We start from the raw sequence: 13,093 nt of genomic DNA on the forward strand, positions 1-13,093 counted from the left end.
GGTGGTTTTAGCCGAATATCAGGCGAAAAGTTCGTTGTAGTCCACGGTCGCCGTACCCAGTTTTCCGACGACGATTCCCGCCGCCCGGTTGGCGTAAGCGATGGAGTCAATCAGCGGCACGCCCGCGCCCAGCATGGTTGCAACGGTTGCAATGACCGTGTCTCCCGCACCCGAAACATCATACACTTCGCGTGCATCGGCCTGCGTGTGGACGACTTTGTCGGCGGTGAAAAGCGTCATGCCTTCTTCCGAGCGCGTAAGCAAGAGCGCGCTGATTTCCAGCGATTCGCGCAACGCGGTCACGCGCGCCAGCAAATCTTCTTCGGAATTCCAGCGCCCGACCACTTCGCGCAATTCGGCGCGGTTCGGCGTGATCAGCGTGGCGCCGCGATAACGGTCCCAGTCGTCGCCCTTCGGATCGACCAGCACGGCTTTGCCGGTTCGGCGGGAGTCCGCGATCATCTGCGTGACGTGCGTCAAACCGCCCTTCGCGTAGTCCGACATCAGGATCACATCGTGTTGCGGCAAAAGTGTTTCGAAGCGTGCAAGGCACGCGCTCAACACTTCGTGCGTGGGCGAGTTCTCGAAATCGACGCGCAGCAGTTGCTGCTGCCGCGATAAAACGCGCAGCTTGATGGTCGTGAGCAACTCCGGATCGCGCTCCAGATGAGCCGTCACGCGGCTCTCGTCCAGCAACTGGACAATGCACTCGCCGGGCTCGTCGTGCCCGACCACGCACAGGAGGCCGGCTTGCGCACCGAGCGCCGCCGCGTTGCGCGCGACGTTGGCCGCGCCGCCAAGCCGGTCCTCCTTGCGCTGCACGTGCACGACCGGCACCGGCGCTTCCGGGGAGATACGGTTCACGTCGCCAAACCAGTAGCGGTCGAGCATCACGTCGCCGACCACCAGCACGCGCGCCGCGGCAATGCGAGCGCGCGGAACCGAAGCAATCCGGCTCACCGACGCACCCGATGCGATTTCAGGCGTGAGTGAGTTCGACATGGGGACGTCCTATTGCAAAATAATCGATGCCGAGTTCCGCCATCGCCTCGGGTTCATACAGGTTGCGGCCGTCGAAGATGACGGGCATCTTGAGTTCGCTCTTCAAATGCGCGAAGTCCGGACTCTTGAATTCCTTCCACTCGGTCACGATCACGAGCGCATCCGCGCCCGGCAGCGCGTCTTTTTGTGAATCGACAAAAAGAAGGCGCTCGAGTTGATCGGGTTTGTCGGCGAGATCGAGCGCGAAAACGCGGCGGCTTTCCGCCAGCGCCACGGGATCGTAGGCACGCACCGTCGCGCCCCGCGCAAGCAGCGCGCCGATCAGCGGGCGGCTCGACGCTTCGCGCATGTCGTCGGTATTCGGCTTGAACGCGAGCCCCCACACGGCGAACGTGCGCCCGCGCAAGTCTTCGCCCATGCGCTTCGTGATCTTCGTGACGAGTATTTCCTTCTGCAGATCGTTCACTTCTTCGACCGCTTCTAGAATCCGCAGCCGATGCCCGTTTTCGCGCGCCGTTTGTGCGAGCGCCTGCACGTCCTTCGGGAAACACGAACCGCCATAACCGCAACCTGCGTACAGGAAGTGGTAACCGATGCGCGGATCCGATCCAATCCCACGACGCACCGCCTCGATGTCCGCACCGACTGCATCGGCGAGATTCGAGAGATCGTTCATGAACGAGATGCGCGTGGCCAGCATGGCGTTGGCCGCGTACTTCGTGAACTCGGCCGAGCGCACATCCATATAGAGCGTGCGCTCGTGATTGCGGTTGAACGGCGCGTAAAGAACCTTGATCTTTTCGCGCGCACGCTGGCCGGCTTCATCGTCGTCAACGCCCAGCACGATGCGATCAGGACGCATGAAGTCATCAACGGCCGCGCCTTCTTTCAGGAACTCAGGATTCGACAGCACGGAGAACCCGTTCTGTCCGGTCGGCTCGATGCCGCGCTCCCGCAACTGCTCTTCGATCACCCGGCGAACGTGCTGGGCCGTGCCGACCGGGACCGTGGATTTATCGACGATCACTTTAAAGCCGTTCGCATATCGCCCGATGTTTCGCGCCGCTTCGAGCACGTATTGCAGATCCGCAGAACCGTCTTCGTCGGGAGGCGTTCCCACGGCAATGAACTGAATCTCGCCGTGCTCGACGCTCTCTTTTATATCGGTCGAAAAGCGAATCCGCCCAGCGGCCCGAGTGCGCTTGAGCATTTCGAGAAGGCCCGGTTCGTGGATCGGCACGCCGCCGTTGTTGAGGATGTCGATCTTGGTCGGATCGACATCGAGGCAGAGCACGTCGTTACCGATTTCAGCAAGGCACGCGCCGGTCACAAGTCCGACGTAGCCCGTCCCGATGATGGATATTTTCATATGCGTTCCGGAGGATCCGGTGAGTGTCGAAAATCAGGCCACGACGGCCACGAAATCCGATCGATTTAAACATTGCATGCACCATGCGGGACCTGGGTCCCTGGCGCGCAATTGGCCCGCACGGGCGACCGATGCGCTCACCTTCAGGCGGCTGCGGTGATCGGTTCCACCCGACGCGGTGCATAGGTTTCCCAGCCACTGCAGCCTGGGCATTGCCAATAAAAAAGACGCGCGCGAAAACCACAATTCTGGCACGTGTAGCGCGGCAGGTTTTTGGTCCGCTGCTTGACGAGCGCACGCATGAGTTCGAGTTCGCTACGGCGCGGCTCCTCGGCGGTCGCCACTTGCGCCTCCAGCAACCGCGTCATGCCTGCGAGGTTCGGCGACGTCTGCATCTGATGCCGCGCGAGCGTGTGCGCAGCATCTAGCCCGCGCAGTTCGGATACATGCTTGAACGCGACGTCGAGTAGATCATTGGTCGGATAGCGGTTTACAAAGTCGACCAGCAGATCCACGCCTTCGGCGGTCCGGCCAAGTTGCGTGTAGGCTTGCACCAGCTTTTCCGCGACCAGTGGCAGATAGGCCGGGTTTTGCGCCTCCACCCGGCGCCAGCACACAATTGCCGCTTCCAGGTCGCCGCCGGCTGCATCCACATCGCCAACTAGGATAGTCGCGCGCACGTTCTCCGGATTCGCCGCGAGCGCAAGTTTCAACTCGGCGCGCGCATCGGCAGGGTTCTTGCGCTGCAGCGCTTCCTGTGCGAGCTCGCAATGAAACTGCGCAACTTCCTTGGCGAGCGAAGCCGCACCCATTTGCTCGATGCGCTCGGCCGTGGCAATCGACTTGTTCCAGTCCTTTTCGATCTCGTAAATGGTCAGCAGCGCCCGTTGCGCACCAAGCGCGTACTCACCCGCCTCGAGCGAGCGGAACGTCTCTTCCGCACGATCGAGCAGGCCCGCTTTCAGGAAATCCTGCCCGAGTTCGTACAGCGCGTGATCGCGCTCGGCGACAGGAAGATCGGGACGACTCAGCAAATTTTGATGCACGCGGATCGCGCGGTCGGTTTCCCCGCGCCGGCGAAACAGATTGCCGAGTGCAAAGTGCAGTTCGATGGTTTCAGGATCGAGCTTCGCCACTTCAATAAACGCATCGATGGCTTTGTCGTGCTGCTCGTTCAGCAGGAAATTGAGGCCGCGAAAGTACGAGCGCGGCAGATTGGCGTTTTCGGACAGTAGCGTTTTCAGGTCATAGCGGGAAGCCATCCAGCCAAGCGCAAACGCGACGGGAATGACAAGCAACCACCAGAAATCTAGATCCATGCGAATTCTTGTTTAAGTTAGGGGCGAATGGGGCGATTGCGTGACGCCGGCGCCAAGCGCATTCACGCTTGCGACCCGTTAAATCAGTGGCGGCATGGGCGGGTCCTGCGGGACGACCGGCACGTCACGCACCGTGCGCAATTCCCGCTTGAGCCGGGCATTTTCCATCCTCAGGCGAAATACGGTCGGCAGCGAGGACAGCAATCCGGCCAGTAAGCCGACCACAAAAAACGCCAGCCCGATCAGGATAAGCGGCGCACTCCACGAATAGCCGGCAAGGAAATTAAGCGTCGCCGTTTGCGTGTTGGCGAGCGCAAGCACCAGCAACACGATGAAAACGAGGATACGAATCAGCCAGACAAAAAATTTCATAAGGGTCTCTTTGACGGCAATAACCGGATGAAGCGGCTCATAACCAAGCCACGGCTTTCGCTGACGCGCAATGCGCGCGCCACGTCGCCGGAGGTGGGTGAGCGTCCGGTATTGTAATTGATGCGTATGGAGCGAAGCGCAAAGCTTGGGGCGTTAGGCCGATCGGTCTACCCGGACACATTGCCGCGCAGGCATAAAAAAAGCACCCGGATGGGTGCTTTTTTCGGTCATTTGCCGCTGGCTATGCGGCGCTTGAACCGCCAGGAATTGGACGTTGATCAAACGATATCGTCGTCTTCGTCGCTGTCCGGTTCATTCGACTGCTTCAGCGGCTCGCCCGCCCGCCCATCGACGCGTTCACGCAACTCCTTGCCCGGTTTGAAATGCGGTACGAATTTCTCCGGTACCAGCACTTTTTCCCCTGACTTGGGATTGCGGCCAACGCGCGATGGCCGGCGATTGAGCCCGAAACTGCCGAAACCGCGAATTTCGATGCGATGGCCATTTGCCAGGGCGTCCGACATCGCATCGAGCATCGTCTTCACTGCGAAATCCGCATCTTTAAGAACAAGTTGCGGAAATCGCAGCGCCAGTTGGGCGACCAATTCCGATTTGGTCATGCTGCAGCAATACCTGCGGCTTAGCCGTTCTGGCCGTCGAGCTTGGCCTTCAACAGCGCGCCAAGGTTCGTCGTGCCGGTTGCGGCCGTGCTCGAGTCAGCCGAAGCCAGACCACGGATAGCTTCCTGTTGCTCAGCCGAATCCTTGGCCTTGATCGACAGGTTGATGCCACGCGACTTGCGATCGATGTTGATAATCATCGCGTTGACCTTGTCGCCTTCCTTCAGCACGTTGCGAGCATCTTCCACGCGGTCCTGAGCGATTTCCGAAGCACGCAGATAACCTTCCACGTCCGCCGTCAAGGTCACGACTGCGCCCTTCGCGTCAACCGACTTGACCACGCCGTCAACCGTCGCGCCCTTGTCGTTCATTGCCACGAAATTGCTGAACGGATCGCCTTCGAGCTGCTTGATACCCAGGGAAATGCGTTCCTTCTCCACGTCGATGCCCAGAACGATTGCCTGAACTTCGTCGCCCTTCTTGTACTTGCGAACCGCTTCTTCGCCCGTTTCGCTCCACGACAGGTCCGAGAGGTGAACCAGACCGTCGATGCCGCCCGGCAAACCGATGAACACGCCGAAGTCGGTGATCGACTTGATGGCGCCTTCCAGCTTGTCACCCTTCTTGAAGTTGCGGCTGAAGTCGTCCCACGGGTTCGGCTTGCACTGCTTCATGCCGAGGCTGATACGGCGGCGGTCTTCGTCGATTTCGAGAACCATGACTTCGACTTCGTCGCCAAGCTGCACAACCTTCGACGGTGCAACGTTCTTGTTCGTCCAGTCCATTTCCGACACGTGAACCAAGCCTTCGATGCCCGATTCCACTTCAACGAATGCGCCGTAGTCGGTGATGTTCGTGACCTTGCCGAACAGACGCGTGCCCGACGGGTAACGGCGGGAAATGCCTTCCCACGGATCGTCGCCGAGTTGCTTGATACCCAGCGAAACGCGGTTCTTCTCTTGGTCGAACTTGAGGATCTTCGCGGTGACTTCCTGGCCAACCGACAGCACTTCGCTCGGGTGACGCACACGACGCCATGCGATGTCCGTGATGTGCAGCAGGCCGTCGATACCGCCGAGGTCCACGAATGCGCCGTAGTCGGTGATGTTCTTGACCACGCCTTCCACGATCGCGCCTTCCTTCAGCGTCTCGAGCAGCTTTGCGCGCTCTTCGCCTTGCGTGGCCTCGATCACGGCGCGGCGCGACAACACCACGTTGTTACGCTTGCGGTCCAGCTTGATCACGCGGAATTCGAGCGTCTTGCCTTCGTACGGGGTCGTGTCCTTGACCGGACGCGTGTCAACCAGCGAACCCGGCAGGAACGCGCGGATGCCGTTGACCATTACGGTCATGCCGCCCTTGACCTTGCCCGTGATCGTGCCGGTCACGAGTTCGTTGTTGTCCAGCGCTTTTTCCAGCGACAGCCACGAAGCCAGACGCTTCGCCTTGTCACGCGACAGGATGGTGTCGCCATAACCGTTTTCCAGCGCATCGATAGCCACTGAAACAAAGTCGCCCGCCTGCACTTCTACCTCGCCCGCGTCGTTCAGAAATTCTTCGAGCGGGATGTAGGCTTCGGACTTGAGACCAGCGTTGACAACCACGAAATTGTGGTCGACACGCACGACTTCTGCGGAGATGACTTCACCCGCACGCATGTCCTGCTTGGTCAACGACTCTTCGAACAGAGCCGCAAAAGATTCGGTATTCGGGGTAGATGTTTGCAGGTCGGACATAAAAATCTATAGTTGCGCGGCTACTTCGCGTTTGCCTGCCCGAAACATTCGGGCTGATTGCAAGAAAAAAGCGAGCGCCACACGGGGTTGAGGGGTTAAAACATGCTCCATGTTTCTCATGGAGCTCCAACGAACTTCCAGAACTTCGGCCGACAAATCTGTCGGCTTTTTGCAACACGTAAACAACGAATACAGCGCCTTAAACGTGAATTGCCTTGTACCACCCGATGATCTGATCGACCGCCTGGTCGATGGAGAGTCCGGAAGTGTCCAGGGTCTTCGCGTCCACTGCGGGCTTGAGCGGTGCGGCCGCGCGGCTGCTGTCCCGTGCGTCCCGCTCGCGCAAATCTCGCAGCAAGTCTTCCATATTAGCAGAAAAGCCTTTTTGTATCAATTGCTTATGCCGCCGCGCGGCGCGCGCTTCCACGCTCGCCGTGAGGAATACCTTGAGCGTTGCATCGGGGAAAATAACAGTTCCCATGTCGCGGCCATCCGCGACGAGCCCCGGAGGCTTGCGGAACGCGCGTTGGCGGGCAATCAGCGCCGTCCTAACCTGACTGTGCACCGCAATCGCCGACGCGCGGTTGCCGACTTCCTCGGCGCGAATCTCGGTGGAAACGTCTACGCCATCGAGTTGCGCGCAGCCTTCGCGAAACGTGATGTGAAGCTCGGCCACGAGTTCCGCGAGTGCATCGCCGTTATCGGGCTCGATGTTGTAACGCGCGCTCGCCAGTGCGGTGAGCCTGTACAACGCGCCGCTATCGAGCAAATGGAAGCCCAGTGTGGCCGCGACCACGGCGGCCACGGTGCCCTTGCCCGAGGCCGTTGGGCCGTCGATGGTAATGACCGGCGTTTGATGAAAGGGACGGGTCGGTTTCATCGCGGGCGTCCCGGGCGGCCAAGAACGGCCCGTCTATATATATAAGTCACAGTCATCACGCCCTCGCCAGCCGGGCAAATTGCTCGAAGTAATCCGGGAAAGTCTTCGCCACGCATTTCGGATCGTTGATGCGCACCGGCACGCGCCCGAGGCTCACGAGCGAGAAACACATGGCCATCCGATGATCGTCGTAGGTGTCAATAGCCGCATTCGGCGTGAGTTGCGCCGGCGGCGTCACGACCAGATAGTCCGCCCCCTCCTCCACCGTTGCGCCGACCTTGCGCAGTTCGGTGGCCATTGCGGCGATGCGGTCGGTTTCCTTCACGCGCCAGCTCGCAATATTGCGCAGCGTGGTCGTGCCGTTGGCGAACAGCGCCGCGACTGCAATGGTCATGGCGGCATCCGGGATCAGGTTGAAATCCATGTCGATGGGCGTCAGGCGGCCGTCGTCGGATTCCACGCCGCGCACTTCGATCCAGTCGTCGCCGAGCATCACGTTCGCGCCCATGCGGATCAGCGCATCGGCGAAATTCACGTCGCCCTGAATGCTCGCGCGGCCCACGCCTTCCACGCGCAGCGGCCCGCCGCCCAGCGCGCCGGCCGCGAGAAAATATGACGCCGACGACGCGTCGCCTTCCACCGCGATCGCGCCCGGCGATTGATAACGGGCGCCCGCCGGCAGCGTGAAGCGCGACCAGCCGTCGCGCTCGACGGTCATCCCGAAACGCTCCATCAGCTTGATCGTGATCTCTATATACGGTTTCGAAATCAGTTCGCCTTCAACTTCGATCACGATCGGGCCGCGCGTGCTGTGCGCAAGCGGCAAGCTCATCAGCAGCGCGGTCAGGAACTGGCTGGAAACGTCGCCGCGAACCTTGATCGGCTGATCGACGGAAATCTGCGCCGGGTGGATGCGCAGCGGCGGGAATCCAGCGTTTCCTTCGTAATCGATCGCGGCGCCGATCTGGCGCAGGCCATCCACAAGATCGCCGATCGGCCGTTCGTGCATGCGCGGCACGCCATGCACGCGATATTCGCCGCCGTTCAACGCGAGCGCCGCGGTGAGCGGCCGCACCGCGGTGCCGGCATTGCCGAGAAACAGTTCCGCCGCTTTCACGGGAAAGCCGCCGCCCGTGCCCTTCACGACGCAACGCTCGCCATCGTTCTTGACTTCGACGCCGAGCGTATCGAGCGCGGCGAGCATGACGCGGGTATCGTCGGAATCAAGAAGATTGGTGATGACCGTTTCGCCTTGCGCCAACGCGGCGAGCAGCAGAACGCGGTTAGAAATGCTCTTCGATCCGGGCAGCCGGAGCGTGCCGGACGCACGTGAAAAAGGTCCGAGATCGAGATGTTCCATGTGCAAGTCCAGTTAACTATTGTGCGGAATCGTCGGCGGTTTTGATCGCGCCGCCTTGTTGCCATTGGCTTCGCGCCTGGCGCGAGCGCTCGAATGCGGCTTCAAGCGCGGCGGCATCGAAAGCTTCGATAGCCTGGCGAAAACGCGCCAGTACGTGGGTATAAGCATCGATTTCGGTAAGCAACGCCGTCCGGTTCGCGATACACACGTCGCGCCACATTTCCGGGCTCGATGCCGCGATCCGCGTGAAATCGCGAAAACCGCCCGCCGCGAACGAGAATTTCAGCGCGGCATCCGGCGCTTCCAGAATCTGTTCGACGAGCGCGAACGACAACACGTGCGGCAAGTGGCTCACCGCCGCGAACACGCCGTCGTGCTGCTCGGCGCTCATCCGATGCACGCAGGCGCCCGTTTCACGCCACATTTCGGCGACGCGTTCCACGGATTGCGGCGCGTTCTCCGGGAGCGGACAGAGCACCACGTTTTTATCGACGTAAAGATCGGGCAGCGCGGCATCAACACCGCTCGACTCACGGCCGGCTATGGGATGGCCCGGCACGAACTGCGCGGCGCGCGCGCCAAGCGCTGCATGCGCTGCGGCAACGGCGTCATTTTTTGTGCTGCCGGCATCGGTGACTATAGTGCGTGCGCCAAGGAACGGCACGATCCTTCGCAGCAGCGGCTCGGTTTGCGCAACGGGCGCCGCGATCAGGACGAAATCGGCATCGTGCAGCGCTTTTTCCAGCGCGGCGTCGTCGTCAAAAAGCACGGCGGAATCGATCACGCCAAGTTCCAGCGCGCGTTCGACGGACCTTGCGGAGCGGCCAACACCGATGATTTCGCCCGTCGCGCCGGCGCGTTCGCGCAACGCGCGCGCAAGCGATCCGCCGATCAGGCCGACACCGAAAATCACGAGTTTATTGAATGAGAACGCAGCCACGGCACATCGATAAAAACGCGCCCGAAGGCGCGAGAGTGAAAAATCGAGGGCTCGCATGCAAGCCCCAGGCGAACCCTGAAACGATCAGGCTATTGCCGCCAACGCTTTTTCGAGCGCGGCAATAAACGCCTCGTTTTCTTCCGGCAAACCAATCGTGACACGCAGCCACGGCAACAGGCCATAGTTCGCTACCGGGCGCACGATCACGCCCTGCCTGAGCAACGCGAGATTGACGCGCTGGCCGGCGGCGTCGTCCTGGCCCACGCGCACCATCACGAAGTTGCCGTCTGAGGGCACGTATTCCAGGCCGAGTTTATCGAACGCTTCGGTCAGCCGGCGATAACCCGCCGCGTTGATCTCCGCGCTCTTCACGAGAAACGCCGTGTCCTTCAACGCAGCGATAGCCGCGGCTTGCGCGAGCGAATTCACATTGAATGGCTGACGCAGCCGGTTCAGCAAATCGGTCTGTTCCGGCTGGGCGATTGCAAAACCCACGCGCAATCCAGCCAGACCGAACGCCTTGGAAAAAGTCCGCGACACGATCAGGTTCGGATAACGACGCACCCATTCGATGGAATCGTAGCGCTTGTCCTGCGCCAGGTATTCCGTGTACGCCTCGTCCAGCACGATTGCCACGTGCCGCGGCACGCGCGAGATAAATGCTTCGAGCGCCGGACCTTCAATGAAGGTACCCGTTGGGTTGTTCGGATTCGCGACGAACACGAGCCGCGTGTCGTCAGCGATTGCGGCGAGCATCGCATCCAGATCGTGACCGTATTTCACAGCCGGCACGACAATCGCGCGCGCGCCCAGGCCTTGTGTGGCAAGCGCATAGACCGCGAACGAGTATTGCGAATAAACCACCGACTGGCCCTTTTCCACCAATGCATGCGCGGCAATTTCGAGAATATCGTTGCTGCCGTTGCCAAGCGTGATCCACTCCGGCGGCACGCCATAGCGCTCGCCGAGCGCGGCCTTCAACTCGAAGCCGTTCGAATCCGGATAGCGGCCGAGTTCGGCCATGGCTTGCGTCATCGCGCGCTTCGCCGATTCGGGCATGCCAAGCGGATTTTCATTCGATGCGAGCTTCACGATGTCCGCTTCGTTCAACCCAAATTCACGCGCCACTTCCGAGATCGGCTTGCCGGCAATATAAGGCGCGATCGCACGCACGTAGGAAGGGCCGAATTGCGATGTCATAGTTTCTCCAGCGTTTTTTATCAGGACTCAACGAGCGCGCGGATACGATCCAAGGACCTTGAGGAACTCGGCTTTTTCGCCGAGTTCGGCGAGCGCGGCGGCGACGGCGGCATCGTCGCGATGGCCTTCGACGTCGATATAAAAGTAGTATTCCCACGTGCCGACGCGCGCCGGGCGCGACTCGAAACGCGTCATCGACACACCATGCCGTGCCAGCGGTTCAAGCAGTTTCAGCAATGCGCCGGGCTCGTTCGCCACCGAAACAATCAGCGAAGTCTGGTCGAACCCGCTCGCGCCGGTGCGCTCCTTGCCAATCATTACAAAGCGCGTGCGGTTATGCGGGTCGTCCTGAATCATGGAACTGACCACGCCCAGGCCGTAATGCGTTGCGGCCCGGTCGCCGGCAATCGCGGCAATGGTCGGGTCGTCGACCGCGAGCCGCGCCGCTTCCGCATTGCTCGATACCGCCTGGCGCGTCAACGTGGGCGCATTCGCGGTCAACCAATGCTGGCATTGCGCGAGCGCTTGCGGATGGGCAAACACACGCGTCACGCCTTCGAGCGAGCCAGTTGCGCTCAACAAATTATGGTGAATCGGCAAGGCCAGTTCGCCGCCGATCACAAGCGATGTCTGCAACAGCAGATCCAGCGTCCGCGACACCGCGCCTTCCGCCGAATTCTCGACCGGCACGACACCAAACTCGGCCGCGCCCGCTTCAACGGAACGAAACACTTCGTCGATGGAGGGACACGGCAAGCCTTCAATGGAATGTCCGAAATACTCGAACATCGCCTGCTCGCTGTACGTGCCAACCGGTCCGAGAAACGCGGCCCGAAGCGTCTGTTCGAGCGCGCGGCTGGCCGCCATGATTTCACGCCAGATCGCGCTGATGTGATCGCCGCCGAGCGGTCCTTCGCTCATGTCCTGGAGCCGCGCGATCACCTGCAGTTCGCGTTCCGGGCGAAACACCGGCGCGTTGAAATGCTTTTTCACTTCGCCCACTTCGAGCGCGACCGCGGCACGCTGGTTCAGGAGCGCGATGAGTTGCGCGTCGAGCGCATCGATGCGTTCACGCAGTGGTTTGAGTCGAGAATTAAGGTCGTCGTCCATGCAATGTTTGTTTGAGTCGGTCAGGCAAGGTGAAGCATCAAAAAGAAAACGCCGCCAGCGTCAAGCGCTGGCCTGCTCGAATTCCTTCATATACTCAACAAGCGTCTTCACCGCTTCGAGCGGCACGGCGTTATAGATGGACGCGCGCATGCCGCCGACCGACTTGTGGCCTTTCAGCTGCAGCAGGCCGCGCGCTTTCGCGCCGGCCAGGAATGCTTCGTTACGGGTTTCGTCGGCGAGAAAAAACGGTACGTTCATTCTCGAGCGCGACTGACGCTCAACTTTGTTCAGATAGAAACTGCTCGAGTCGATGGTGTCATACAGCAACGACGACTTCTCGATACTGCGCGCCTCCATGGCTTGCAGTCCGCCCTGCTTTTTCAGCCACTTGAAAACAAGGCCGGCAATGTAGATGGCGTAGGTGGGCGGCGTGTTGTACATGGAATTGTTTTCGGCGATGGTCTTCCATTCGAACGCCGAAGGACAAATAGCCAGCGCGCGATCGAGCAGATCCTCGCGCACGATCAAGACCGTCACGCCCGCCATGCCGATATTCTTCTGCGCGCCGCCAAAGAGCACGCCGTATTTGGCGATGTCCATCGGGCGGGAAAGAATGTGCGACGAAGCGTCGGCAACCAGCGGCACGGAACCGAGATCGGGAATCTCGAACGTTTCCACGCCGTCGATGGTTTCGTTCGTGCAGAGATGGACGTACGCGGGGTCGTCGGAGAGATGCCATTCGGCGATCTTCGGGACGTGCGTGAAGCCCTGGTCCGTCTTGCCGTTTGCCGCGATGTGCGGCGTGCCGTATTTCTGCGCTTCCTTGAACGATTTCTGCGACCAGGAACCGGTCACCACGAAATCCGCCGTCTTGCGCGATCCAAGCAGGTTCAACGGCACGATGGCGTTCTCGCCAATCCCGCCGCCCTGCAGGAACAAGATCCGGTGCGACGCGGGCACCTTGAGCAGATCGCGAAGATCGGTCAGCGCCGCTTCATGAATCGACATGAATTCGGCACCGCGATGACTCATTTCCATCACGCTCATTCCACTGCCGTTCCAGTCGAGCATTTCGTCGGCAGCTTGACGGAGTACTTCTTCGGGCATTGCAGCAGGACCAGCGGAGAAATTGAACACGCGCATGAGAATAGAGACCCCGAAAAGCCGGACGCGATGGCGAACACG

Annotated in this window: 12 protein-coding genes; all 12 read right to left on the bottom strand. The window is 60.6% G+C overall.

All coding sequences use genetic code 11. The annotated features are described in order from the left end of the window. Window positions 1–18: 18 nt before the first annotated feature. The gene (gene rfaE1, locus ACRWA7_RS28610; protein WP_060856085.1) at window positions 19–1,002 is read right to left on the bottom strand and encodes a D-glycero-beta-D-manno-heptose-7-phosphate kinase; all 984 of its coding nucleotides are present in this window, start codon (window positions 1,000–1,002) and stop codon (window positions 19–21) included. Then, window positions 980–2,371 (bottom strand): UDP-glucose dehydrogenase family protein, encoded by a 1,392-nt coding sequence (locus ACRWA7_RS28615; RefSeq protein ID WP_438393806.1) that lies wholly within the window; start codon window positions 2,369–2,371, stop codon window positions 980–982. The genes rfaE1 and ACRWA7_RS28615 overlap by 23 nt, the downstream gene beginning before the upstream one ends. Before the next feature lie 143 nt (window positions 2,372–2,514). Continuing rightward, a complete protein-coding gene (lapB, locus tag ACRWA7_RS28620; protein ID WP_060856087.1) occupies window positions 2,515–3,690 on the bottom strand; it encodes a lipopolysaccharide assembly protein LapB in 1,176 nt (391 codons plus the stop codon). A gap of 78 nt (window positions 3,691–3,768) precedes the next feature. Further along, entirely contained in the window at window positions 3,769–4,062 is a 294-nt protein-coding gene (locus ACRWA7_RS28625; protein ID WP_060856088.1) for a LapA family protein, read from the bottom strand. Window positions 4,063–4,340: 278 nt separating this feature from the next. After that, window positions 4,341–4,682 carry an integration host factor subunit beta gene (locus tag ACRWA7_RS28630; RefSeq protein ID WP_060856089.1) on the bottom strand — a complete coding sequence of 114 codons (342 nt, stop codon included), beginning with the start codon at window positions 4,680–4,682 and terminating at the stop codon, window positions 4,341–4,343. A gap of 20 nt (window positions 4,683–4,702) precedes the next feature. Further along, complete coding sequence (rpsA, locus tag ACRWA7_RS28635) at window positions 4,703–6,418, bottom strand: 30S ribosomal protein S1 (protein ID WP_047844853.1); 1,716 nt, start codon at window positions 6,416–6,418, stop codon at window positions 4,703–4,705. A 199-nt stretch (window positions 6,419–6,617) separates the two neighbouring features. Continuing rightward, the gene (gene cmk / locus ACRWA7_RS28640) at window positions 6,618–7,298 is read right to left on the bottom strand and encodes a (d)CMP kinase (RefSeq protein WP_060856091.1); all 681 of its coding nucleotides are present in this window, start codon (window positions 7,296–7,298) and stop codon (window positions 6,618–6,620) included. A gap of 55 nt (window positions 7,299–7,353) precedes the next feature. Beyond that, window positions 7,354–8,658, bottom strand: a complete 1,305-nt coding sequence (aroA, locus tag ACRWA7_RS28645) for a 3-phosphoshikimate 1-carboxyvinyltransferase (RefSeq protein WP_438393812.1) — start codon at window positions 8,656–8,658, stop codon at window positions 7,354–7,356. 16 nt (window positions 8,659–8,674) lie between these two features. Then, window positions 8,675–9,655, bottom strand: a complete 981-nt coding sequence (locus ACRWA7_RS28650) for a prephenate dehydrogenase (protein WP_438393815.1) — start codon at window positions 9,653–9,655, stop codon at window positions 8,675–8,677. 27 nt (window positions 9,656–9,682) lie between these two features. After that, window positions 9,683–10,798: a histidinol-phosphate transaminase gene (hisC, locus tag ACRWA7_RS28655; protein ID WP_438393817.1), complete on the bottom strand. Its 1,116-nt coding sequence runs from the start codon at window positions 10,796–10,798 to the stop codon at window positions 9,683–9,685. A gap of 27 nt (window positions 10,799–10,825) precedes the next feature. Then, the gene (gene pheA / locus ACRWA7_RS28660) at window positions 10,826–11,908 is read right to left on the bottom strand and encodes a prephenate dehydratase (protein WP_060856095.1); all 1,083 of its coding nucleotides are present in this window, start codon (window positions 11,906–11,908) and stop codon (window positions 10,826–10,828) included. A gap of 60 nt (window positions 11,909–11,968) precedes the next feature. Then, entirely contained in the window at window positions 11,969–13,051 is a 1,083-nt protein-coding gene (gene serC / locus ACRWA7_RS28665) for a 3-phosphoserine/phosphohydroxythreonine transaminase (protein ID WP_438393819.1), read from the bottom strand. Between the last annotated feature and the right edge of the window lie 42 nt (window positions 13,052–13,093).

This window comes from Caballeronia sp. DA-9 (genome assembly GCF_051615025.1).
Lineage (GTDB): Bacteria > Pseudomonadota > Gammaproteobacteria > Burkholderiales > Burkholderiaceae > Caballeronia > Caballeronia sordidicola.